Annotated in this window: 23 protein-coding genes and 1 pseudogene; 9 read left to right on the top strand and 15 right to left on the bottom strand. The window is 65.7% G+C overall.

The window, feature by feature from the left end:
* Positions 1-25 precede the first annotated feature (25 nt).
* Positions 26-955: a LysR family transcriptional regulator gene (locus ACWGS9_RS22710; protein ID WP_454507353.1), complete on the bottom strand. Its 930-nt coding sequence runs from the start codon at positions 953-955 to the stop codon at positions 26-28.
* 97 nt (positions 956-1,052) lie between these two features.
* Between ACWGS9_RS22710 and ACWGS9_RS22705 the strand changes: the two genes are divergently transcribed.
* Positions 1,053-2,063 (top strand): zinc-dependent alcohol dehydrogenase family protein, encoded by a 1,011-nt coding sequence (locus ACWGS9_RS22705; RefSeq protein ID WP_454507352.1) that lies wholly within the window; start codon positions 1,053-1,055, stop codon positions 2,061-2,063.
* Positions 2,064-2,340: 277 nt separating this feature from the next.
* On the opposite strand, the gene ACWGS9_RS22700 is transcribed toward ACWGS9_RS22705, so the two are convergent.
* The 3 genes from ACWGS9_RS22700 to ACWGS9_RS22690 are packed head-to-tail and all read right to left on the bottom strand — an operon-like array spanning position 2,341 to position 6,112.
* Positions 2,341-4,635, bottom strand: a complete 2,295-nt coding sequence (locus tag ACWGS9_RS22700) for a xanthine dehydrogenase family protein molybdopterin-binding subunit (RefSeq protein WP_454507351.1) — start codon at positions 4,633-4,635, stop codon at positions 2,341-2,343.
* Positions 4,632-5,615 carry an FAD binding domain-containing protein gene (locus tag ACWGS9_RS22695; protein WP_454507350.1) on the bottom strand — a complete coding sequence of 328 codons (984 nt, stop codon included), beginning with the start codon at positions 5,613-5,615 and terminating at the stop codon, positions 4,632-4,634. The genes ACWGS9_RS22700 and ACWGS9_RS22695 overlap by 4 nt, the downstream gene beginning before the upstream one ends.
* Entirely contained in the window at positions 5,612-6,112 is a 501-nt protein-coding gene (locus tag ACWGS9_RS22690; RefSeq protein WP_454507349.1) for a (2Fe-2S)-binding protein, read from the bottom strand. The genes ACWGS9_RS22695 and ACWGS9_RS22690 overlap by 4 nt, the downstream gene beginning before the upstream one ends.
* Before the next feature lie 334 nt (positions 6,113-6,446).
* On the opposite strand from ACWGS9_RS22690, the gene ACWGS9_RS22685 reads away from it, so the two are divergent.
* On the top strand, positions 6,447-7,043 hold the full coding sequence (locus ACWGS9_RS22685; protein WP_454507361.1) for a TetR/AcrR family transcriptional regulator: 597 nt from the start codon (positions 6,447-6,449) through the stop codon (positions 7,041-7,043).
* Between the two features lie 102 nt (positions 7,044-7,145).
* Here ACWGS9_RS22685 and ACWGS9_RS22680 read toward each other — a convergent pair whose 3' ends face one another.
* Complete coding sequence (locus tag ACWGS9_RS22680) at positions 7,146-7,469, bottom strand: endonuclease domain-containing protein (protein WP_454507348.1); 324 nt, start codon at positions 7,467-7,469, stop codon at positions 7,146-7,148.
* A gap of 250 nt (positions 7,470-7,719) precedes the next feature.
* Between ACWGS9_RS22680 and ACWGS9_RS22675 the strand changes: the two genes are divergently transcribed.
* Entirely contained in the window at positions 7,720-8,550 is an 831-nt protein-coding gene (locus ACWGS9_RS22675; RefSeq protein ID WP_454507347.1) for an aldo/keto reductase, read from the top strand.
* Positions 8,551-8,641: 91 nt separating this feature from the next.
* Here the strand turns inward: ACWGS9_RS22675 and ACWGS9_RS22670 are convergent, their stop codons facing one another.
* Positions 8,642-9,262 (bottom strand): alpha/beta fold hydrolase, encoded by a 621-nt coding sequence (locus tag ACWGS9_RS22670; protein WP_454507346.1) that lies wholly within the window; start codon positions 9,260-9,262, stop codon positions 8,642-8,644.
* A gap of 413 nt (positions 9,263-9,675) precedes the next feature.
* Positions 9,676-10,014: pseudogene (locus tag ACWGS9_RS22665) on the bottom strand (AfsR/SARP family transcriptional regulator); the annotation flags it as partial.
* Between the two features lie 483 nt (positions 10,015-10,497).
* Here ACWGS9_RS22665 and ACWGS9_RS22660 point away from each other — a divergent pair.
* Positions 10,498-10,779, top strand: a complete 282-nt coding sequence (locus tag ACWGS9_RS22660) for a hypothetical protein (RefSeq protein WP_454507345.1) — start codon at positions 10,498-10,500, stop codon at positions 10,777-10,779.
* Between the two features lie 345 nt (positions 10,780-11,124).
* Here ACWGS9_RS22660 and ACWGS9_RS22655 read toward each other — a convergent pair whose 3' ends face one another.
* Positions 11,125-11,424 (bottom strand): hypothetical protein, encoded by a 300-nt coding sequence (locus ACWGS9_RS22655; RefSeq protein WP_320217385.1) that lies wholly within the window; start codon positions 11,422-11,424, stop codon positions 11,125-11,127.
* A gap of 146 nt (positions 11,425-11,570) precedes the next feature.
* Here ACWGS9_RS22655 and ACWGS9_RS22650 point away from each other — a divergent pair, with 146 nt between their 5' ends.
* Together ACWGS9_RS22650 and ACWGS9_RS22645 are read left to right on the top strand one after the other, a co-directional pair.
* On the top strand, positions 11,571-12,473 hold the full coding sequence (locus ACWGS9_RS22650; RefSeq protein WP_454507344.1) for a VOC family protein: 903 nt from the start codon (positions 11,571-11,573) through the stop codon (positions 12,471-12,473).
* 41 nt (positions 12,474-12,514) lie between these two features.
* Positions 12,515-13,117, top strand: coding sequence for a sulfotransferase family protein (locus ACWGS9_RS22645; RefSeq protein WP_454507343.1), 603 nt, complete (start codon positions 12,515-12,517; stop codon positions 13,115-13,117).
* 180 nt (positions 13,118-13,297) lie between these two features.
* On the opposite strand, the gene ACWGS9_RS22640 is transcribed toward ACWGS9_RS22645, so the two are convergent.
* The 3 genes from ACWGS9_RS22640 to ACWGS9_RS22630 form a co-directional block, all read right to left on the bottom strand.
* Entirely contained in the window at positions 13,298-14,083 is a 786-nt protein-coding gene (locus ACWGS9_RS22640; RefSeq protein WP_454507342.1) for a DUF2270 domain-containing protein, read from the bottom strand.
* Between the two features lie 123 nt (positions 14,084-14,206).
* Positions 14,207-14,413: a hypothetical protein gene (locus ACWGS9_RS22635; RefSeq protein ID WP_027165858.1), complete on the bottom strand. Its 207-nt coding sequence runs from the start codon at positions 14,411-14,413 to the stop codon at positions 14,207-14,209.
* A 438-nt stretch (positions 14,414-14,851) separates the two neighbouring features.
* The gene (locus tag ACWGS9_RS22630; RefSeq protein WP_454507341.1) at positions 14,852-15,487 is read right to left on the bottom strand and encodes an ankyrin repeat domain-containing protein; all 636 of its coding nucleotides are present in this window, start codon (positions 15,485-15,487) and stop codon (positions 14,852-14,854) included.
* Between the two features lie 345 nt (positions 15,488-15,832).
* Between ACWGS9_RS22630 and ACWGS9_RS22625 the strand changes: the two genes are divergently transcribed.
* A complete protein-coding gene (locus ACWGS9_RS22625) occupies positions 15,833-16,129 on the top strand; it encodes a DUF1330 domain-containing protein (protein ID WP_454507340.1) in 297 nt (98 codons plus the stop codon).
* Between the two features lie 54 nt (positions 16,130-16,183).
* Here the strand turns inward: ACWGS9_RS22625 and ACWGS9_RS22620 are convergent, their stop codons facing one another.
* On the bottom strand, positions 16,184-17,392 hold the full coding sequence (locus ACWGS9_RS22620) for an MFS transporter (protein WP_454507339.1): 1,209 nt from the start codon (positions 17,390-17,392) through the stop codon (positions 16,184-16,186).
* A 432-nt stretch (positions 17,393-17,824) separates the two neighbouring features.
* Here ACWGS9_RS22620 and ACWGS9_RS22615 point away from each other — a divergent pair, with 432 nt between their 5' ends.
* On the top strand, positions 17,825-18,244 hold the full coding sequence (locus ACWGS9_RS22615) for a VOC family protein (RefSeq protein ID WP_454507338.1): 420 nt from the start codon (positions 17,825-17,827) through the stop codon (positions 18,242-18,244).
* Between the two features lie 17 nt (positions 18,245-18,261).
* Here ACWGS9_RS22615 and ACWGS9_RS22610 read toward each other — a convergent pair whose 3' ends face one another.
* Positions 18,262-19,785 (bottom strand): winged helix-turn-helix domain-containing tetratricopeptide repeat protein, encoded by a 1,524-nt coding sequence (locus ACWGS9_RS22610; protein ID WP_454507337.1) that lies wholly within the window; start codon positions 19,783-19,785, stop codon positions 18,262-18,264.
* 64 nt (positions 19,786-19,849) lie between these two features.
* Positions 19,850-20,083: a hypothetical protein gene (locus tag ACWGS9_RS22605; protein ID WP_454507336.1), complete on the bottom strand. Its 234-nt coding sequence runs from the start codon at positions 20,081-20,083 to the stop codon at positions 19,850-19,852.
* A gap of 86 nt (positions 20,084-20,169) precedes the next feature.
* On the opposite strand from ACWGS9_RS22605, the gene ACWGS9_RS22600 reads away from it, so the two are divergent.
* Positions 20,170-20,607, top strand: coding sequence for a hypothetical protein (locus ACWGS9_RS22600; protein ID WP_454507335.1), 438 nt, complete (start codon positions 20,170-20,172; stop codon positions 20,605-20,607).
* Here ACWGS9_RS22600 and ACWGS9_RS22595 read toward each other — a convergent pair.
* A complete protein-coding gene (locus ACWGS9_RS22595; protein WP_454507334.1) occupies positions 20,604-21,200 on the bottom strand; it encodes a DUF922 domain-containing Zn-dependent protease in 597 nt (198 codons plus the stop codon). The genes ACWGS9_RS22600 and ACWGS9_RS22595 overlap by 4 nt on opposite strands.
* Positions 21,201-21,297 lie beyond the last annotated feature (97 nt).

The following is a 21,297-nucleotide window of genomic DNA, read 5'->3' as shown; positions in this document are numbered from 1 at the left end:
GGGAGGAGACCATCCGTCTTCGTCCTTACCGCCGCCACGGCGGCTCCGGCGCGAAGCGCTTGCCGATCCAGTCGGCGAAGGCGCGGGTCTTGGCGGCCTGGCCCTTGGCCGATGGCATGACGACATAGACCGCGCCTTCGTCGGCCAGCGTCCAGTCCTCCAGGATCGGCACCAGCCGCCGGTCGGCGAGCTCGCGTCCGACCAGCCAGTCTGTGCTCATCATCAGGCCGACGCCCTGCACCGCTGCCTCGACCAGCACCTCGGCATCGTCGCTGACCAGCGGCCCCGAAACCTCGACGCGCGCGCGCCGGCCCTCGCGGTCGGTCATCTCCCAGGCCGGAAAGGTCTGGAAGCCGGTGAAGCCGAGGCAGGAATGCTGAAGCAGTTCCTCCGGCGTTTCCGGCCTGCCCCTCCGGGCAAGGTAGGAGGGCGCGGCGCAGAGCAGCCGGCGCCGCGTGGCCACCTTGCGCGCCACCAGCCGCGAATCCTCCAAGCTACCCAGCCGCACCGCGACATCCAAATTCTCGGCGACCAGATCGGCGAAGCGGTTGGAGAACTCGGCCTCGATGCGGACATCGGGGAATTCTGCCAGGAACTGCGGCAAGAGGGGCCCGACCCACATGCGCCCGAATGTGCCGGGCAGCGCCAGCCTGAGCAGGCCGCGCGGGCCCCCGGCTGCATGCGCGGAGGCGGCGGCCTCGGCTTCGTCAACGGAGGCGAGGATGGCGCGCACGCGCGGCAGGAATTCGGCTCCGGCCTCGGTCAGCGAGACGCTGCGCGTCGTGCGATGGAGCAGCCTGACGCCCAGCCGCGCCTCCAGCGACTGCAGGCGGCGCGACAGGACGGTGGCATCGCGTCCGACGCGCGCTGCCGCCCTGGTGAAGGAGCGCGCCTCGGCGACGGCCGCGAAGGCCGCCATTTCGGCGAGCGCCGCCGGTTCATGGGATTGCTGCATGCTACGCAATACTCAAATGCAAAGACCGAGGATTATCGAGGAATAGCGCAGCAGATAGGTTTACTCAACCCGCCAAACGGCAACCCAGGAGTGAACCATGAAAGCCATCGAACTGAGCCAACCCAGGCTGGACGCCTTCCGCGCAGCCAGTGTCGCCATACCTGAACCGCAGCGCGGCGAGGTGCTGATCCGCCAGCGTGCGGCGAGCCTCAATTTCGTCGATGTCGCGGTGGCGAGCGGCAGTTATCCCGGGCCGAGCTTTCCGCTCATTCCGGTCGCCGACGGCGCCGGCGAGATCGTTGCGCTGGGCGAGGGCGTTACGAGGTTCAGCACGGGCGATCGTGTCGTCGCGCATGCCAAGCCGCGCTGGATCGGCGGTCGGCCGCGGCCTTACGAGATGACCCAGATGCGCGGCATCTCGCTTCCGGGGTCGCTGGCGGAATATGTGGCGTTGCCGGCGAATTCCGTCGTGCCGGTCCCGGCGCATCTCTCCTTCGAAGCGGCGTCGACGCTGCCGATCGCCGGCACCACCGCCTGGAACGCCATCCGCGCCGCCGGTGTCGGGCCGGGCTCGGTGGTCGTGCTGCTCGGCACCGGCGGCGTCTCGATCTTCACGCTGCAACTCGCCAAGGCGGCCGGCGCCACCGTCATCATCACCTCGTCGTCGGACGAGAAGCTGGAGCGGGCCAAGGCGCTCGGTGCCGATCATCTCATCAACTACCGCGCGACGCCGGACTGGGACGGCAAGGTGCTGGACCTGACCAACGGCCTCGGCGCCGACCTCGTCGTCGAGACCGGCGGCACCGCCACCTTCGCCCGCGCCGTCAACGCCACCGCGCCCGGTGGCACGCTGTTCACCATCGGCTTCGTCACCGGCGCCGAGGCCACGGTCAATCTGCTGCCGATCATCATCAAGGCGCTGAAGGTGGTCGGCAACAACACCGGATCGGTATCCGACCTTCGCGACGCCGCCCGCGCCATCGGCGCAGCCAGGATCGAGCCGGTTGTCGACAAGGTGTTTTCACCCGATGAAGCAACCGAAGCCTATACCCACATGGCCGCCGGCGGCCTGCATTTCGGCAAGCTGGTGTTCGGGTTGGAGTGGTAACAAGAGCACCGTCGGAGATTGGCGAAAGCCGGCGAGCGCTGATCTCCCCCCTTGTGGGGGAGAAAGCGATTTCAACATCTTAGCCGAAGGCTAAGTGTTAGAAATCGCAAGAGAGGGGAAAAGCACCGACGAAGAAAGTTGGCGCTCTGCGAGAGAGCAGTGTCCGCGTCCTACGAAATCCCCTCTCTGGCATTTTCCAAACACTTGCTCGGGGACAAGCCCGCTCGCAAATGCAGGAAAATGCTTTCTCCCCCGCAAAGGGGGAGATAGAGCGGCACTAAATCAGCTTCTCGAGCGTGATCGGCAGATCCCGCACGCGCTTCCCCGTCGCGTGGAACACTGCGTTGGCGATCGCCGGCGCCACGCCGACGATGCCGACTTCGCCCACGCCCTTGCCGCCGAGCGCGGAGGAGTGCGGGTCGGGGATGCCGACCGAGATCGTCTGGATGTCGGGAATGTCGGCATTGGTCGGCAGCATGTAGTCGGCGAAATTGCCGTTGACGATGCGGCCGTGGCGGCGGTCGACGATGCCTTCTTCGAGCAGCGCCTGACCGATGCCCATGATGATGCCGCCCTTCCACTGGCTCTCCGCCAGCTTCGGATTGTAGAGCCGGCCGCAATCCATTGCCGACACCACGCGCGACACGCGCACCGTGCCGAAATCCTCGTCGACCCTGACTTCGACGAAATGCGCGCACCAGGAATAGCGCGAATAGTCGCCCTCGGTGTGCGGGATCGACATGGCGATGGTGGTGTAGTTCTTGTAGCGCTCCTCCGGCGTCGTATTTGCCGGCAGCGTATCGCCCTTGGCTTCGACGCTATCGCGGCCGAGCGCGCTCATCAGCTCGGCGATCGACAGCTCCGGCCCTTCGCCGCGCGGCGAGGCGATGCGGCCGTCTCGCACTTGCAGCGTGTTCGCCTGCAGCTTCTGGAAAGGCGAGCGTGGGTCGGAGAGCGCCAGCCCGATCAACTCGTCCAGCGCCAGGCTGGCCGCCTTGTAGACGGCGCCGGTCATGACGCCGGCCAGCCGCGAGCCGCCGGTGACGCCCGCGCGGGCGAAGTGGGAATCCCCCAGCTTCACCGAGACATGCTCCACCGGCACGCCGAGCGTTTCGGCGGCGGTCTGCGCCAGGATCGTATAGGTGCCCTGGCCCATGTCGATGGAGGAGCTTTCGACCTCGACCGAACCGTCGGCCAGGATCTTCACCACCGCCTCGCCATGGGCGCGCCGCACCGGATAGGTGCCGGCCGCCACGCCCCAGCCGATGAGCTGGTGGCCGTCGCGCATCGAGCGCGGCTGGGGCGAACGCTTGGCCCAGCCGAAGGCTTCGGCGCCCACCGCGAAAGCCTCGCGCAACTGGCGTGTCGACCACGCCTTCTTCGCGTGCGGATCCTGTTCGGCATAGTTGATCAGCCGCATCTCCAGCGGATCGATCCCGAGTTCATAGGCGAGCTCGTCTATGGCGCATTCGATGCCGAAGGCGCTGGGGTTCTCGCCCGGCGCACGCTTTGCTCCCGGCACCACCGTATTCACCCGCACGACATTCTGCTTCGAGGAGAAATTCGGCGTGGCGTACATGATCGAGGTGACTGAGCCGAGCGGCTCGACCCACATGCCGTCGACCGCCGTCTCGTTGACGCCGCGATGCACGATCGATTGGATGCGGCCTTGCTTGTCGGCGCCGATTGCCACCGTCTGGCGGGTCGCGGCGCGGCCGCCATAGGAGGTGAAATTCTGCGGCCGGTTGAGCACCAGCTTCACTGGACGTCCCAGCATCTTGGCCGCCGCGGCCGCCACCGCGCTGTGCGCCAGCGCCAGCGCCTTCGAGCCGAAGCCGCCGCCGATATAGGGCGAGACCAGCCGCACATTCTCGAACGGCACGGAAAACCACTCGGCATAGGTGCGCGCCATGCCGTCCAGCCACTGGCTCGGCTCCCAGATGGTGAGCTCGTCGCCTTGCCAGCGCGCGATCAACCCGTGCGGCTCCATCGCCGCCTGGAATTCGCGCGGCGTGTTGTAGGCCACGCAGACGCGCACCGGGGCGGCAGCGAACGCGGCTTGCGCGTCGCCCCATTCCTTGGCCATGGCGTCGATCGGGATGCCGTCGCCGGCCTTGCCGTCGCTCAAATCGACGATCGCCGGCGTCTCCTCAAAGGTCACCTTGACCAGCGCTGCCGCCGCGACCGCCTGCTCGAAGGTCTCGGCCACCACGGCCGCGACATGCTGGCCGGAAAAGGTGACCTCGCGGGCAAGAGGATTGTAGGTCGGTTGCGACGGCGGGTTGCCGAGCCAGTCCGAAGCGCCCTTCAATTCCATGATGGTGTCGGGCGTCAGCACGGCCAGCACGCCGGGCGCCGCCTCGGCCGCGCGGGTGTCGATGGCGGTCACCTTGCCGGCGGCAATTGTCGCGCCGACCAGCACCGCATGCGTCAGCCCGTCGAGCTGTTGCTCGAAGGCATACTTTGCCGCGCCGGTGATCTTGGCCGGCCCGTCGACGCGCGACAGCCTGCCGCCGACCGCTTCGAGGCGCGCGCTGTCGGACGCGGCATGTTTCATGTCATGAACGGTCATGCCGTCTCTCCCAATTTGAGGATGGCGCGCGTGATCACGCGCGGCGCCAATGCGATCTTGTAGTGGTTCGCGCCATGGTCGACGGCGCCCGCCATGGCGAGTTCGCTCGCCTTGCGGACCGTGGTTTCGTCGAGCGCTTTGCCCTTCAGCGCCTCTTCGACCGCGCGCGCTCGCCAAGGCTTGGTGGCGACGCCGCCGAGCGCCACGCGGATGTCGCGGATGGTGCGGCCGTCGCTTTCGAGCTCCAGCCCTACCGCCGCGCTCGCGGCCGCGAACTCATAGGACTGGCGGTCGCGCACCTTGAGGTAGGTCGAGCGCCTGGCCGCGGCCGAGCCTGGAATCTCGATCGCCGTGATCATCTCGCCGGGGCGGATGTCGTGCTCGCGCTCGGCAGTCGCGCCGGGCGCGAGGAAGAAGTCCTCGGCCTTGAGCTTGCGCTCGCTGAGATCGACCTCGGCGTCGAAGGCGACGAGCGCCACCGCCAGGTCACCCGGATAGGTGGCGATGCATGCCTCGCTGGTGCCGAGCACGGCATGGCCGCGCGTCACGCCGCCGATCGCCGAGCAGCCGCTGCCCGGCGCGCGTTTGTTGCAGGCCGGGAAGTTCTGCGGGTCGCGGAAATAGGGGCAGCGCGTGCGCTGCATCAGATTGCCGCCGATGGTCGCCATGTTGCGCAGCTGCGCCGAGGCGGCCTGCCAGAGCGCTTCCGAGACGGCCGGAAACAAGCTCTTCACCTCGGCATTGTCGGCGACATGGCTCATCTTCGCCAGCGCGCCGATGACGGCGCGGTCGACGGTTATGTCGATGGCGCTGAGCCCTTCGATATGGCTGATGTCGATGACGGTCGATGGCTCGGCGACACCGCATTTGGCGAGGTCGACCAGCGTCGTGCCGCCGGCAAGCAGCATGGCGCCGGGCAGCGCCGAAGCATTGCGCGCGGCCTCGATACTGCCCGTTCGGATGTAAGCGAAATCTCTCATGAGCGGAGCTCCTGTGCGGCCTGGCGGACGGCGGCGACGATGTGCGGATAGGCGCCGCAGCGGCAGAGATTGCCGGCCATGTATTCGCGGATTTCCTCGTCCGAGCCGGCATGGCCCTCGCGGATGCAGGCCACCGCCGACATGATCTGTCCGGGCGTGCAATAGCCGCACTGGAAGGCGTCCTGTTCGAGGAAGGCGGCCTGCACGGCGTTGAGCGTGCCGTCTTCGCCGGCCAGTCCCTCGATGGTGGTGACCGAGCGGCCTTCGACCTGGGCAGCGAGCGTCAGGCAGGCCAGCACGCGCTCGCCGTCGACATGCACGGTGCAGGCGCCGCACTGGCCCTGGTCGCAGCCCTTCTTGGTGCCGGTCAGCGCCAGCCGCTCGCGCAGCGCGTCGAGCAGCGTCACGCGCGGCTCGATGTCGAGCGCGTGATCGCGGCCGTTGATGGTGAGATGGATGGAAAGCGTGGTTGGACTGATGGTGACTTGGTCATTCATGGGGCGTCGGGCTCCGGGTTGCTGGACGCTAGGGGGATGGAAATGGGGCTTGGGAGGAGAGGGGCAAGGGTAACGTCCGAGGAAGAGCTCGGGCGCGGTGCCGACTGATCTCCCCCGCAAGGGGGGAGATTGGCAGCGTCACCGCCTCCGCCCTGCTCCAGCGGCCAAGGAAAGCTCTCCGTCTTTCGACACGTGACATACCGCTTCCCCTGGTTATATGATAAAAGCACTCCACTAAAGCGGAGGTGCCTCCGTTTATTTAACTGGGGTCTGGCCAGCCATGGTTCAACCCCCCATATTGCGTTCAGTGGAGAAAAAAGTGCCTGACCAGGAAATGACCACCGAAGCGACGCGCGACGCGCCGGCGCAAAAGCCGTTGCGCGCCGATGCGCAGCGCAACCGCGACAGGCTGGTCGAGGTGGCGGCGCAGGCTTTCGCCAGCGACGGCGTCGACGCCTCGCTGGAGGACATCGCCAAGCGGGCAGGGGTCGGCATCGGCACGCTCTACCGGCATTTCCCGACGCGCGAGCATCTGGTCGAGGTGGTCTACCGCCGCGAGGTGGAGGGGCTCTGCCACGCCGCCGAGGAACTTGCCCACGAGCATCCGGCCGATGTCGCGCTCGAATTCTGGATGCAGCGCTTTGTCGACTACATCGCCACCAAGCGCGGCCTGGCGACCAGCCTGCGCTTGTTGCTCACTACCAATTCGACGCTGTTCTCCGACACCTCCGGCCGCGTCTCGGGCGCCATGCGAAGCCTGATCGAGGCTGCCGCCGCCTCGGGAAAAATCCGCGCCGATGTCGACGCCTCCGATGTCATGCATGCGCTGGGCGGCATCTACTCCGCGCCCAACACGCCCGACTGGCGCGAGCGGTCCGGGCGGCTGGTGAAGCTGTTGATGGACGGGCTGCGGTTCGGGGCGAGGGGTTAGCGCTCGCCCTCTCGTAGGAGGGCCGGCGGCGAAGCTGCCAATCTCCCCCCTCGTGGGGGAGATGTCCGGCAGGACAGAGGGGGGCGCTGTCCCGCCAACATCTCAAGTCGGACCGGCCAACCCTGCGGCAATAACAATGTGCTGGCAGACATTGTCGATGTCTCGAATGACGTCGTCGTTCCAGAACCGCAGGACCATCCAGCCATCCTGCTCCAAGCGCTTGCTCCTGATCGCATCTGCCTCAGCACGACCTGCATCGCCGTGTTGCGAGCCGTCGACCTCCACGGTCAGCTTCTTCTCTGGGCAAGCGAAGTCTACGATGTAGTCAGCGATCGGGAACTGTCTGCGGAAGCCCAAGCCCATAAGCCGATGGGCACGAAGCTCATTCCAAAGCTTCAACTCTGCGTCGGTCATAACCTTGCGCATCGATTTCGCTTTGGTGCGATGCGTGGGCGGCGGGGGGTGTATGCGGCATGGTCGAATTACGAGGCTGAAGTTGGTGTCGCCAACGTTTTTACTCTACGGCGCCCCCCTCTGTCCTGCCGGACATCTCCCCCACGAGGGGGGAGATTGGCAGCTTCGACATCGCGCCACCCTTTTGCCAGTCATCCTCTCGCATTCCCCAACCCACGGCCTACATAGTCGGCACCACCCTCCCTCCCAAAAGGACCCTCCCATGCCTCAACAGCTCGCCTTGAACGACGGCGCCACCATTCCTCAGATCGGGCTTGGCGTGTGGCAGGTCGATCCCGATATCACGGCCAAGGTCGTTCGCTGGGGCATCGAGGCCGGCTACCGGCTGATCGACACCGCCGAGGGTTATGGCAATGAGGAAGGCGTCGGCGAGGCGATCCGAGCCGCCGGCGTGCCGCGGTCCGACCTGTTCATCACCTCCAAGCTGCGCAATGGCGGCCACCAGCGCGACGCCGCGCTGCGCGCCTTCGACGATACGATGCAGAAGCTCGGCATCGACCGGATCGATCTCTTTCTCATCCACTGGCCGGTGCCCAGCCAGGACAAATACGTCGAGGCCTGGAAGACGCTGGTCGAGCTCAAGCAAGCCGGCCGCACCAAGTCGGTCGGTGTCTCGAACTTCAACCAGGACCATCTTGAGCGCATCATCGGCGAGACCGGCGTGACGCCCGTCGTCAACCAGATCGAATTGCACCCGCGCTTCCAGCAGCGCCACAAGCGCGATTTCCACAAGCAGCACAACATCCACGTCGAAAGCTGGAGCCCGCTTGGCAGCGGCAGGCTGCTGGCCGATCCGACTTTGGAGAAGATCGCCAGGAAGCACGGCAAGTCGGTGGCCCAGGTGATCATCCGCTGGCACCTGCAGGAGGGGCTGGTCGTCATCCCGAAGTCGGTTCATCAGGATCGCATCGCCGGTAATTTCGACGTCTTCGATTTCGAGCTGGACGGCGAAGATATGCAGACCATTCGCGGCATGGATTCCGCCGACGGGCGTACCGGACCTGACCCGGCCACGGCGGCGTTTTTGTTCTGAGGCGTTGCGCCTCTTTTGGCGCGCAGCGCGGAGCTGCCAATCTCCCCCACGGGTGGGGAAATGAGTAGTTCTACCGAAGACATGCCAGCGCTCATCCGGTGAGCGCAGAGACCGTCTTCCGGGATGTCGATCCGGCGCAGGTGACGAAGCTTCGTATCTCGTCAACCAGGCGGTCGCAATCTTCGCCCCAGATCACGTGGTCCCTGCCGGCCAGCTCGACGTATCTGGCGCCTTGGATGTGCGTTGCCAAGTAACGCCCTTCCTCTGGGCGTACCCAACGGTCGCCCGTCCTCTGCACGATCAGCGTCGGGATGCGGATCGCGGGCAGGATGTCGCGAACATCGACTTCGGTACCCCAGCGCCAGAGCGCGATTGCATCGGCGGGCGAGGCCGAATTCCTGAGATAGGCGGCAAACCACTCGCGTTCGACCATGTTTTCGGTCAGGCTGGGCGCTGCGTTGCTCATGTCGGCGGGCTTGCCCCATTGCCGCTCGACGGCGGCCACGTCGTCGTCCACCTGCGCAACGGTTCTGGCCCAGGGATACTCTTTTGACCACGTGCCCTTGGCGTAGGTTCCGTTAAGCACCAGCGCGGACGTGCGCTCGGGATAGGTGGCGGCGAAAAGCATGCACATCGGACCGCCCTCAGAGCTGCCGAACAGCACCGCTCGGCTGGAGCCGACCGCGTCCAGCACCGCACGCACATCCTCCATGCGCTCTTCAGCGTCGGCAGGCCGACATTGCGGTCGGATAGACCGGTGCCGCGTTTGTCGAATCGTATCAGGCGCGAGAAGGTGCCGAGCCGCTTGAGTACATGCGCGAAGCGCGGCGAGCCCCAGGCAAGGTCGAGATTGGAGACCCAGCCCGGCACGTATATGAGGTCAATCGGCCCTTCGCCGGTCACCTGATAGGCGATGTTGATTCCTGCCGATTTGACGTAGTGGGTGGGCGGTGGCATCGGCTCGCCGCCGGAAAGGTTCCCGCTGGCATTTGCCTCGGAACCGGCCGCCGGCTCGAAGACCGCAGCCGGACGCTTCGAGTGGGGCGATGAGCTCATCCGGCGTGCCCTTAGCGCCTCGTACAGTTGGCGCGTTTCCAGTTCTGGCGGAAGTCCGAGCTCTCTCTCCAGCGCCTCACGGCAGAGCTCATACTGCTTAAGGGCAAGGTTGATGCGGCCCTGCGCGGCATAGGCCCTCATCAAGGCCCGGTGGATATCTTCGCGCAGAGGCTCCATGACGAGCAGTCGCGCAGCCGTACGCGCGCAGGATGAGTGGTCTTTCGATGCGCTGTAATGCGCCACCAGCCTGTCCAGTGCCGCAACCGCGATAGTCCTCAGGCGCTCACGCTCGACCCGCAGCCAGTCCTCGAACGGCTCCTCTTTCAGGCCAAGACCGTCGAGCAGGTCGCCACGGTAGACGGCAAGCGCCTGCTTGAGGTCTTCGGGCGAAGAGCTTGCCGCCAACATCTCGAACCGGGCGACGTCGAAATCGAAATCGTCGAGGCGAAGGGCAATGCTGGTCCCCTCGGTCAGGAACCGGCCGCCGCCCGACTTATACATCGCCTTCCGGACGGCCGACACGGCTTGCCTGAGGCTCATCCGGGCCTGCGCCTCGCCGTTCAGGCTCCAGAGCAGGGCGGCGAGCTTCTCGCGCGACTGAGCCTGTCCGGTTTGCAAAGCGAGATAGGCCATCATCGCGCGCGCCTTGCGGCTGAACGCAGGAACCTCGGCTCCGACGCCGGCAAAGTCGAAACCACCTAGCAGATGAAGATGAGGCTCCGTCATAGGATTTCGCCCAGGCATTGGCTCGGCCAAGATTGTTTCGCGCATCCGCCTCTATTTCAACCGCGATTTGCCCACCGCGTCATATTTCACGATTCCATCACGCTGCGCTCACCTACTTCATCACGGCAATGGCCCAGGGTTGCTCGACAACCCAGGAGAAACACCATGCTGCCCCCAGGTCCAACCGACTGGCCCTTTCACTATATCGAGGACATCTGGCGGAACCCTCGCCTCAACACGCCGGCACCGCAGCGCCACGAGATAGCGCTGGAACGCTACCTGGAGCAGCAGCGGGCTCGCCGCCTATCGGCCACGCCCATCGTCGATTTGCGGCGGGTCGCGGGCCGGCTCTTCCGGCTGGCGGCCCGGATCGCCAACGCTCCCGTTTCTGTCTTGTGGGAAAAGAAAAGAAGCGTCGCAACCACCCCTTCGATTCCACCAGCATGACCTGCGACTCCGGCGCCACGCCATCATAGGCCATCGCGTCTCAGTGCCGCTAGCTTGTCCATGTCCGGCACGTCCATCATCAGCGCCACAACGGCAGGGGCGTGGTGCGTCCCGAGACCGTCGCGAAAGTGGCGGAGGCGGCGCGGTTCGCTCGACTATCCGCGCCGGCTGCCGGAGGCGCATCGTAGCGTCATCCGCATCGAGGTGATCCTGAAAGCGCCAGCATCTTCTGCGACGGAGATCACGCTGGCGATCTATGTGAGACGACCCCTCTGGCCTGCCGGCCATCTCCCCCCGGGGGAGATCAGCCATCGCGCCGGCTTTCGCCAATCGCCAGCGAGAGACTCAGATCCCTTCCCCATCCACCAGCGGCACGTCATCCCCCTCCCAAGGGCTCGGCATCGAACCGCGCCCTGCCGTCGGCAACGGCATCCAGCATCTGAGCTCCGGCTCGGCATATTCGACCACGCGGCCGGGCGAGGAATCCGACGCCCGCCAGCCTTCTTCGCCGAACTGGTCGGCGCGCGACCAGTAGGCCATGTCGACCTCGGCCGGTCCCTGCTCGGAGGAGCGCACCGTCACCAGGATGCGGCTGCCGTCCCGCGGCGCGCTCGCCATGTTGCGCCAGTGGTCGGTGTCGTCCATGCGAATTCCTCCTGCTCAAAGCAATTCCAGGAAAAGTCTGCAGCGATAGTCGCCGCCCTCCGGGGAGGGGTCAACCCGAACTTGGCGCGAGACAGAAATATCGTTCAGAGCTAATATATTCGCCGACCGCAATCGGACAGGCAACGATGGACGAAGGATTGCTGTCTCAAGCCACCCGTCTCGGGCCGGTCCATCTCAGGGTGACCGACATTCCGGCGGCCTTGACCGTCTGGCGTGGCACGCTCGGGCTAACGCTGGTCGGCGAGGAAGCCGCTGCTCAGGCGGAGCTCAGCGCCGGCGGCCGGGCGTTGATCGTGCTCCATGCCGGTGCGGAAGTCGCCCTGCCGCAGAAGTCGCGCGATCTCTTTCATGTCGCCATCCACGTCACGACCCGCCGCGACCTCGCGCACACGGCCGCCCGCCTCAAGGCGTCGGGCTTGCGATACAGCGCCCAGGACCACCTTGCTTCGGAATCGCTCTACGTCTCCGACCCGTCCGGCAACGGCATCGAGATATGCTTCGACACGCCGGAGCGCTTCCTGCGGCGCGAAGTGTCGCCCGACGGACGCGTGTCGCTGATCGCTGTCGACGGCAGCGCGCATTCCGGGCTCGAGCCGCTGGACGTCTCGGGCTTGCTGCGCGATCTCGGCAATTCCGGCCATGTCGAGCCGAGGATGGCGCGGGACGCCTTCATCGGCCACATCCATCTGCGGGCCCGCTGGCCCGAGACGCTGATGGAATTCTATCTCGGCGTGCTCGGCTTCCGGCCGCATATCCAGTCCCGGACCTTCGGCATGTTCGATTGCGGCACCCAGCGCCGCGCGCATATGATCGCCTTCAATGTCTGGGCGCGCGATGAGCTGCGCGAGCCGCCGCCGAATGCCGCCGGCCTCGACCATTTCACCGTCGAGCTTGGCTCGGCGGAGGAGCTTGCCGCCGTGGGGCGCAGGCTCGAAGCGGCCAATGTGCCGGCGAAAAAGGATGGCGGCGTGGTTTCGACCGCCGATCCGGAGGGCAATAGCTTGCGGTTCCTGGTCCAGGGAGGTTGACCGCGGCCGCTTGACGAGGGCAAACGCAAAGGGAGGGGAAAATGTCGCTCAGGGTGATAGGAACCGGCTTCGGCCGGACCGGCACGGATTCGATGCGCGAGGCGCTGACCATGCTTGGCTTCGGCCCTTGCCATCATATGTCGGAAGTGATGGCGCATGCGCAGCAGAAGCGGCTCTGGCGCGCGCTGGCCAAGGGCGCCGCGCCCGACTGGGACAGGCTCTTTGCCGGCTACAAATCCTGCGTCGACTGGCCGTCGGCGCATTACTGGCGCGAGCTGATCGAAACCTATCGCCAGGCGCGCGTCATCCTCACCTGGCGCTCGCCCGAAAGCTGGTGGGAGAGTTTCCAGAAGACCGTCCTGCCGGCCATTGCCGACAGCAAGGACCAGGACGCGCTGGGCGTCGCGCTTGTCGCGAAGCAGGTCTTCGGCGACCGCCCGCAGGATCGCGCGCATGCGATCGCCGTCTACGAGGCCAATGTCGAGGCGGTGCTGAACACCGTGCCGGCGGAGCGCCTTCTGGTCCACAAGCTCGGCGACGGCTGGGGGCCGCTTTGCGCCCATCTCGGCGTTCCCGTGCCGGATGAGCCCTATCCCGCCCGCAACACCGCGCAGGAGTTCCGGACGGCGCTGTCGCTGAACTGAAAGGCAGTAGGGCAGTAGGGGAGTAGGGCAGTAGGGGAGTAGGGGATAGGAGAATAAGGGAGGGAAGTTGCCGCGTGCGAACGACCTGATATTCTTACTACTCACTACTCACTACTCACTACTCACTACTCACTACTCACTACTCACTACTCCCTACTCCCTACTCCCTACTCCCCTCAATCACACATGCACGTCGCCGAAGGACAGCTCGCCGTCGTCGGCACGCATCAGGAACGCGGCCGCAAGCATCGCGAGGTAGCAGACCACGACGCCGCACACGACAACGACGCCCGGGATGGGCCCCAGCGTCGCCACCCGGAACGCATCGATCAGCGAGGCGCTGAAGCCGATGGGCGAACCTTCGCGCTGCAGGCTCGGCGTGGTGATCTTCAGGATCCAGGCAAGCATCAAGATCGTGTACATGAAGATGTAGTTGCGGCGCAGCCGGCGGATCAGCGCCGCGCGCTGCGTGATCAGGAAACGCGGCGAGCGCAGGCCTTCGCCCAGGATGGCCAGCCAGTTCGAGGCGTAGTCGGGCTGCGGCGAGAAGACCTGCGCGAAATAGTAGCGCTCGAACTGCCGCACCCGGGCGCGGTAGACATCGAAGAAGCGGTAGCGCCGCGCCTCGATCCACAACAGCAGCGTGATCAGGAGCATGGCGAAGAGCAGCACGCCGTGATGCGCGCTCGGCGTCGACAGCGACACCGACAGCATCGCCGCCACCACGGTGATCGACCAGTTGCTGGTGCGGTCGAGCCGGTCGCGCCAGCCGGCCATGCGCGCGATCTCGGCGCGGTGGAAATGCGACAGCGTCGTGGTGAATTCGGCGGAGCTGAGTTTCAGCGCCAGCGTGTCGGAAGCGCGCGGAGGTGCCGCCGCCTCGGTTGATGTCGCTGGTGCGGCCGCCTGTACAGACTTTGTCGGCCCAGCCGCGTCGGTGGATTTTGCGGCCTTCGTCTGGGACATTCTCTGCCATGCGCCTCCCACCGCCATGGCCGGCCGCATCCTGAGTTCGAGAACAGCCGGCCACACCCCAATTATCACAACGTGCGGCCGGCCAGAATGTTCCCGCCTTTTCAGGCGGATAATTCAGGATGCAAGCGGTGGAAGTCCGCCATTCGCGCGCCGCGGAAAGGGCAGCACCTCGGCCATCGGCCTGGCATGCTGGGCCGCCGCCACCGCGTCGATCACAAGGTCGAGCGCCGCAAGCGCCGCGCGGCTCGTCTCATCGTCGCCACGCAGGTAATGGCACGCCCGGTCGAGGTGCAGGTGGGCGGCGGCAAAGTCGCTTTTCATTAGCTTCTCCTTATTGCCCGCCACGGCGCGACCATCGCCGAGTCGCTTTACCGGGGAGCAAAGATGGGCGGTGGTATTTGAATCGAATTGTAAGGGGATGGCAGTTGGTGGCGGACTCCGTGAGTTCGTCATCCTAGGGCGGAGCAAGGAGCGAAGCGACGCGCGCAGACCCTAGAATCCATACCGTGACGCTAAGGCGTTGCGGCTTTTCAGAATTCTTCGCCGTTGCATCTCACGCGTGTGGGTCACGGCATGGATCCTCGGGTCAAGCCCATCGGGGAGGTGCTGGAAACGCTCGGACAGGAAGCGGCGGGCGAAGGCGGTCGATACCGCGCTCTCGGACGGATCCGGTGACACGGCAATGATGATGGACAACCTGTCGGCCTGAGGCTTGGCGCGGGCGGGAACGCGGGCGCCCGAATTGTCGCCGCCTTGCGCTCACCTGCCTTCGAAGAAAGCGTGGATCGAGGCGTCCAGTTTCTCGATGAGATCGGCGTTGCGTGTGCTGCCGGCCCAGATCAGCGCATTGAGCCGCATGTCCTTGTTGAGGAAGTTCACCTTGCGGGACGCCAGCAGATACTGCGCCACCTCGTAGTGCCGCCCCTTGATGGCCTCGATCAGCGCGCTGTTGCGACCTGTCTTGTCGGCCAGATTGACGTCCGCGCCACGCTCGACCAGCAGCTTGACGACATCGAGATGCCCGGTCCTTGCCGCCTCGATCAGCGCCGTCCTGCCATAGTAGTCGGCGCGGGCATCGATATCGATTTCGGGACGTCTCACCAGTGCCTGGATGCAGTCGTAGTGCCCCTTGGCCGAGGCCAGGCTCAGGGGCGTGCTCTTCCACTTGTTCCTCGAATTGACGTCGATCGCCGGGTGCGCCACCAGGACTTCGAGCGCCGCCATGCGGGCATTGTGCGCGGCAAGGTGCAGCGCCGACCAACCGCCTTCGTCGGTCTGGTTGATGTCCGCTCCGGCGGCAAGCTCGGAGCGCACTGCCGCGGCGTCGCCTTTCTCCGCCGCGACCAGCAGGTTGGACCAACCCCTGGCTTCTTCTGCTTCCAAGCCTGCGGTCACTGCAATGTCCCCGGACCATGGATCGCGCCGGCCTCGCCGGCATTTCACGTGCAGCGTCTTGGCGCAGAGTTTCATACTCGCCCCGGTCCCGCAAATGGAATTCGCGCCAACTCGTGGCTTCGGTTCGGCCTTGATATGAGTGAGCGCCAATATAAAATAACTCCCTTCCGACAGCGTTTGGCGATCCGCCTATCGAGAACAAGGATTTGCAGTGGCGGGTAGCGACGCACGACGAATCCCGAGGATTTCGCGCCCGATGGGGATCGAGGAGCCGTTGGGGATTCTTCCTCGGCCACGGGGGCCGACCCTGATGATCCGGAAGACGATTGAGAAGGAGGACAAGAAATGGCCGCCTATCTGATTGCCGATGTCGATGTCACGGACGCCGCCATGTTCGAAGAATACAGACGCGAGGTCCCGGCGACCGAAGCTCGCCATGGCGGGCGCTATCTCGCGCGCGGCGGCGCCACCCGGGTGCTGGAGGGCGATTGGGAGCCGCACCGCCTGGTCATCATCGAATTTCCCGACATGGCCGCGCTCGCCGCCTGGTACGACTCGCCGGAGTATGAGCGGCTGAAGCAGCTCCGCTTCCGCTGCGCTCACACACGCATCATAGCCCTCGAAGGGGTGCCGGCGCCATAAGGGTGCGCAATCTCCCCCCGCAAAGGCCCGCAATGGGGAGATCGGCGGTGCTATCTACGCCACCTGCAGCTTCTGCCGGCTCGGCTGCGGCGGGAAGGCGATGGCGATGCCGGCAGCGCCGAGACCGATCAGCGCCGAGCCGATGAACAGCCAGTGATAGCTGGCATAGGCGTCGTAGATCATGCCGCCGGCTAAAGGCCCGAACGACATGCCGAGGCTTGAGAGCATCGTGGCCGCTCCAAGGATGGTGCCGATGATGCGCAGGCCGAAATATTCGCGCGCCAGCACCGCGTAGAGCGGCATCACGCCGCCATAGGTGGCGCCGAAGATGATGGCCAGAAGGTAGAACTGCTCCAGATTGCCGACCGCGAGGTAGGCCGCGATCACCAGCCCCTGGATGGCGAGCCCGGTGACCAGCACCGGCTTGACGCCCAGCCGGTCGCCGAGCACGCCATAGAGCACGCGCCCGCCAAGGCCGGCGAGACCCTCGACGCTGTAGATCGACACCGCCGCCATCGGCGCCACGCCGCAGGACATGGCATAGCTCACCATGTGGAAGATCGGGCCCGAATGCGCCGCGCAGCAGGCGAAGAAGGTCAAGCCCAGCACGATGAATTGCGGCGAGCGCAGCGCCTGGCCGACACTCATGCCGGGATCGTCGGCGACGGGCGCCGGCGTGCCGTCGGCGGCTGCGACCGCGGCCGGCGGCTGGCGCACCAGGAAGACGGCGGGCAAGAGCAGCACCCAGGCCATGACGCCGATATCGAACATGGCGGTGCGCCAGTCATAGGCCGTGATCAGCCAGCGCGCGAAGGGCGAGATGGTCATCGGCGCCACGCCCATGCCGGCCGAGACCAGCGACACGGCGAGGCTGCGGTTGGTGTCGAACCAGGCGGTGGTGAGCGCGATCATCGGCGCGAAAAATGCGCTCGCCGCCAGCCCGACGATGATGCCGTAGCTCAATTGAAAGACCAGCAGCGAGGTGGCGCGGCTCGCGACCACCAGCGACAGGCCGAGCAGCACCGCGCCCGCAAGCACCACGGGCCTGGCGCCGACCCGGTCGTAGATCGCGCCCCAAGCGAAGCCGCCGAGGCCCATCACCAGGAAGTTCAAGGTCATGGCGCTGGAAATGCCGGTGCGCGACCAGTTCGTGTCGAGCGACATCGGCTCCAGAAAGATCGCCAGCGAAAACATGGCGCCGAGCGCCACGCAGGTCATCAGCGCGCCGGCCGCGACGATGACCCAACGATAGGAATGGTTCATGGTTCTTCTCCCATGCCGTAAGGCATCCTGTTTGATGCGGCACGGTTTTTCCAGTCTACCCGCGCCGCTTGCGTCCGGAGGACGCCAGGGCGGAAGCCGATCCTACAATCTGGTTGCATTTCTTATCCGGATTTTTTGGTGGGCCGGTGATCGCCGATTGCCTGACGGGTCGGCACTCTACGGCGCCCCCCTGTCCTGCCGGACATCTCCCCCACGAGGGGGGAGATCGGCAGGTTCGTCGCAGGCGCTTTTCCTGCGATGTTGGCGAATGGCTGCGCGAAGGCTGATCTCCCCCCAACTGGGGGAGATGTCCGGCAGGACAGAGAGGGGCGCTGTCCCGCCAGCCTTCCAGCATTGTCAGCAGTCAGCAGCGCCGCGCATTGACCGCACATCGGTCCCATTTAGATTAAACCCTCAACCAGGAGCGCTCTCATGGAACTCTATCGCGGCCGGCTCATCGACCACATCCAGCTTGTGGTGCGGGACCTCCAGGCCAGCCGGCGTTTCTATGGCGCTGTCTTCGAGGTGCTGGGCATCCCGATTGGCGGCGAGGCGGATGATTACTTCTGGGCCGACGAGCTGTTCATCTCCAGCGCCGACAGCCGCGCGGCGCTGGGCGTGCTCACCGGCCGCCACCATTTCGCCTTCCAGGCGAAGGACCGCGCCATGGTCGACGCCTTCTACCAGGCGGGGCTCGCCGCCGGCGGCAAGGACAATGGCGCGCCAGGCGAGCGCCGCTACCACCCCGGCTACTACGCCTGCTTCCTGCTCGACCCCGACGGCAACAACGTCGAGGCGGTGTTCCATGGCGAGGCGAAGCGGAGCGCGGAGGCGGTGGAGATCAGTTTCTAGGGAAAGCCCGGGCATGCTTAGATGGCCGTGTCCCAGCCGGCGAGCTCGAGCCCGCGACGGAGTCGTTCGCGGTCCTCTTCGCGTTCCATGCGCATGTCCCGGACGATCTGGGCGATGGTGAGGTCTGGCTCCAGGGCGCGACCTTCCGTGACGCAGGCCAGCGCCTTCCCGCGGTCGCTGGCAAATGCGTGGCATGCGGCCAGCCGCGCCCATTGCCGAGCGCTCTTGCGGGGCAGGCAGGAGAAGGACGCGGCTGCTTCCTGATACCGCCCGAGCGCCAGCAGGGCTTCGCCTCGGTCGTAATAGTACCAGGTCGGATGCATGGGATTGAGCTGGACGGCCTTGTCGAGCAGCGCGAGCCCAGCCTCGCCGTCGCCGCGTAGGGCGCGGAAAAAGCCGGTTTGGGCCAGCGTGTCGGCGTCATAGGGATTGAGATCGAGCGCGCGGGCGAAGTGTTTTTCGGCGGCGTCGTATTCGTCGCGGCCCCGGTAGAGCAGAATTAGCGCCAGCATGCGGTGGCACCGCGCCTCGTCGGGGCTCAGCGCGATTGCGTGCAGCGCGCGGTCCCGCGCCTGGTCGAGCACGGCGCGCGGCGCATCGGCATAGCCGCCGATGATGACATCTGCAAGCGCCAGATAGGCGTTCGCCAGGCCAGAACGAGGATCGAGCTCGAGGGCTTTGAGGAAATGCTCGCGCGCATCCTGGTTGACCCGTTCGCCATAGCTGCGCAGCAGCTCCTTCCCGCGCAGGAAATGCAGATAGGCTTCGACATTGGTTGCAGCCGCGGGCAGGCCGCGCCGCATCACCGCGCTTTCGATGTTGGCGACCAGCGCCGTCACAATGCGTTGCGCCACCATCGTCTGGAACGTGAAGATCTCGCCTTTGGCGAAGGTGAAGCTCTGGCCCCAGACGCGCCGGCCCAATGCCGTCTCGGTGAGCACCACGCGGGCGCTGTAGTCCTTGTCGGCGGCCTCGACGGTGCCTTCGGCGACATAGTCGGCTCCGAGCCGCTTGGCGGTTGCCCTGACGTCCTCGCTCGAGTGAGCGGCCAGCGCGAATGCCGAATGGCGCGCAAGCACGGCAATAGTCTTGAAGTAGGAGAGCGCGTTGGTGATTTCCTCGACCGCCCCGTCGAACAGCGCCCTGGCGGTGGCGTCGGTGGGGTCGACACGGAACGGCAGGACGGCGACCATCGGTTCGGCCCCGGAAACCGGCACTTCGGCAGCCGCAGCCGGCACTGCCTGGTTGTCGGGCGCATGGAAGATATAACCTCGGCGCGAAACGGTGCGGATCAGCACCTGCGCCTCGTCGCCTATGGATTTACGGGCGTCGTGGATGGATTGGGTGAGCGAGTCTTCGGAGACGATGATCCCCGGCCAGACTGCCTGGAGCAATTCCTCCTTGCTCAGCACCCGTCCGGGATTGCGCGTCAGGAAGGCGAGCAGCTCGAAGGTCTTTGGCCGGACCGGCACGATCTGGCCGTCACGCCGGAGCGTACCCCGGTCAAGATCGAGAACCGCGCCGCCGATCCGTAGCGCCAACCCGCTGCCCCATCGCCGCGCCTCATTGCGCACCGTTCATGGGAACGGCAAATGCGGGTCGAGGTCAAGCCGGAAGCAGGCGCAGGCGGGAAAAGAAGCCGAGAAGGCGAGGCCGAGGCAGGGAGTGTCCGACGGACGCGTCGGCCGATGGTCTGCTGGACGCCACCTGTTCGAGGTAGCTCAGAATCTCGTTGGTCTCGCCGAAGCATGGACCGGCAAAGCCGGTCGAGAGGAAACGAAGCAATTCCTCTCGTGCCAGTTGGGCGGGAGGGAACGGCCCGTCAGCGTTGATGTTCATGACCAACCTCCAGGTGCTCATCACGGTGATCGAAGCGCAAGCATTGCGGCGACAGGGCTTTTTTGTCCTGAACGGCTGCTGATATTTTGCTGAATTGCTACGGCTACTGGCGTCAGAACGGCTTTGCCAATTCCTTCCGCACCTCGTCAGGCCGATCGCCGGTCAGAATATGGCGTATTGCGCGCGCCCTGAGCCCAACTCCTCGCGGAGGCGGGCTCGCTCGCGCCACGTGGCGAAAGGCCGAAAACGCCGGGACAGCGCGGCAGGGTTTCTCGGGCTGGCAGATCGCCGATATCGAGCCGAACGGCGCCGCTCTGGCATTTCGGCATGCAGGGTCGCGTCCTGTTCGCGACCGGCCGGCACCGGGAAGCCACAGCGGCGCCGAGGCCGCTGCCATCGCGGCCCGACTGCGCACGGAATTTCCAGGCTTCTCGATCGAGGGCTTCATCTCTGGCTATCCCGTCACCAATCCGGGTGCCGCGCGCGCCATCCGCGACGCGGCGAAGCTGGTGCCGATCCGCTAACTCCCGCCCAGAAACGCCGCGATCAGCTTCAGCATGTTGCCATCCTGCCCGAATTCGACCTTGTCGAAGTCGCGGCTGCCCTGGCGCTGCGCCTTGGAGAGCTGGTCGAGATATTGCGTCAGCTCCGCCCTGACCTTCTTGCAGCCGGGATCGTTCTGGGCGGTGAGGCCGGTGCTGAAGGCGACGATCTTGTCCACCATGTCGACAATGCCGGCGCCGTGCACCTTCTCATGCGCGATTAGCCCGGCGGCGAAGGCATCCCAGCGCGCCTGCAAGGCGGGGCTGAGTTTTCCCGCCGGCTTGGGCAGAGTGTAGGTGATGATCAGCTTCGGCCGCGCCGTCTTCAGCACGCAGGCCTCGCCTTGCGGCTGGTAGTCGCGCTGCCAGGTCAGCTTGAAGAAAGTATGCGCAATGACACGCCGCTCGTTGCCGGCCGTGCCGACCGCCGGCCCCTTCTCGCCGATCGAGAGATAGAGCTGCTCCGCGCTCTGGCCTGAGACGGCATAGGTCTCGATCTTCTCGATGGGCTTCCAGTCGGCGCGTGCCGACGTGGACAGGAGCAGGGCGGCGAAGAGGAGGAGAGCAGACTTCATGGAGCGAGCCATAGCATCGGGCCTCGTTCGGAAGAAGCCGGCCACGGATTTTCGGAACCCGCTTCACCCGTCAGCCGTTTGCTTGAGCAATCATCCT

The sequence above is a fragment of the Mesorhizobium sp. Arg314 genome (assembly GCF_053714275.1).
Note: the sequence above shows the minus strand (reverse complement) of the source record. Positions and strands in the feature narration are given on the sequence as shown.

Bases quoted from the DNA above. Each gene is read 5' to 3' on its own strand.
- ACWGS9_RS22620 (WP_454507339.1), bottom strand. From the start codon at position 17,392: ATGAACCATTCCTATCGTTGGGTCATCGTCGCGGCCGGCGCGCTGATG.
- ACWGS9_RS22615 (WP_454507338.1), top strand. From the start codon at position 17,825: ATGGAACTCTATCGCGGCCGGCTCATCGACCACATCCAGCTTGTGGTG.
- ACWGS9_RS22690 (WP_454507349.1), bottom strand. From the start codon at position 6,112: ATGAATGACCAAGTCACCATCAGTCCAACCACGCTTTCCATCCATCTC.
- ACWGS9_RS22605 (WP_454507336.1), bottom strand. From the start codon at position 20,083: ATGAACATCAACGCTGACGGGCCGTTCCCTCCCGCCCAACTGGCACGA.
- ACWGS9_RS22635 (WP_027165858.1), bottom strand. From the start codon at position 14,413: ATGAAAAGCGACTTTGCCGCCGCCCACCTGCACCTCGACCGGGCGTGC.
- ACWGS9_RS22675 (WP_454507347.1), top strand. From the start codon at position 7,720: ATGCCTCAACAGCTCGCCTTGAACGACGGCGCCACCATTCCTCAGATC.
- ACWGS9_RS22670 (WP_454507346.1), bottom strand. From the start codon at position 9,262: ATGGAGGATGTGCGTGCGGTGCTGGACGCGGTCGGCTCCAGCCGAGCG.
- ACWGS9_RS22640 (WP_454507342.1), bottom strand. From the start codon at position 14,083: ATGTCCCAGACGAAGGCCGCAAAATCCACCGACGCGGCTGGGCCGACA.
- ACWGS9_RS22655 (WP_320217385.1), bottom strand. From the start codon at position 11,424: ATGGACGACACCGACCACTGGCGCAACATGGCGAGCGCGCCGCGGGAC.
- ACWGS9_RS22595 (WP_454507334.1), bottom strand. From the start codon at position 21,200: ATGAAGTCTGCTCTCCTCCTCTTCGCCGCCCTGCTCCTGTCCACGTCG.
- ACWGS9_RS22700 (WP_454507351.1), bottom strand. From the start codon at position 4,635: ATGACCGTTCATGACATGAAACATGCCGCGTCCGACAGCGCGCGCCTC.
- ACWGS9_RS22625 (WP_454507340.1), top strand. From the start codon at position 15,833: ATGGCCGCCTATCTGATTGCCGATGTCGATGTCACGGACGCCGCCATG.
- ACWGS9_RS22705 (WP_454507352.1), top strand. From the start codon at position 1,053: ATGAAAGCCATCGAACTGAGCCAACCCAGGCTGGACGCCTTCCGCGCA.
- ACWGS9_RS22695 (WP_454507350.1), bottom strand. From the start codon at position 5,615: ATGAGAGATTTCGCTTACATCCGAACGGGCAGTATCGAGGCCGCGCGC.
- ACWGS9_RS22645 (WP_454507343.1), top strand. From the start codon at position 12,515: ATGTCGCTCAGGGTGATAGGAACCGGCTTCGGCCGGACCGGCACGGAT.
- ACWGS9_RS22680 (WP_454507348.1), bottom strand. From the start codon at position 7,469: ATGCGCAAGGTTATGACCGACGCAGAGTTGAAGCTTTGGAATGAGCTT.
- ACWGS9_RS22685 (WP_454507361.1), top strand. From the start codon at position 6,447: ATGACCACCGAAGCGACGCGCGACGCGCCGGCGCAAAAGCCGTTGCGC.
- ACWGS9_RS22710 (WP_454507353.1), bottom strand. From the start codon at position 955: ATGCAGCAATCCCATGAACCGGCGGCGCTCGCCGAAATGGCGGCCTTC.
- ACWGS9_RS22660 (WP_454507345.1), top strand. From the start codon at position 10,498: ATGCTGCCCCCAGGTCCAACCGACTGGCCCTTTCACTATATCGAGGAC.
- ACWGS9_RS22650 (WP_454507344.1), top strand. From the start codon at position 11,571: ATGGACGAAGGATTGCTGTCTCAAGCCACCCGTCTCGGGCCGGTCCAT.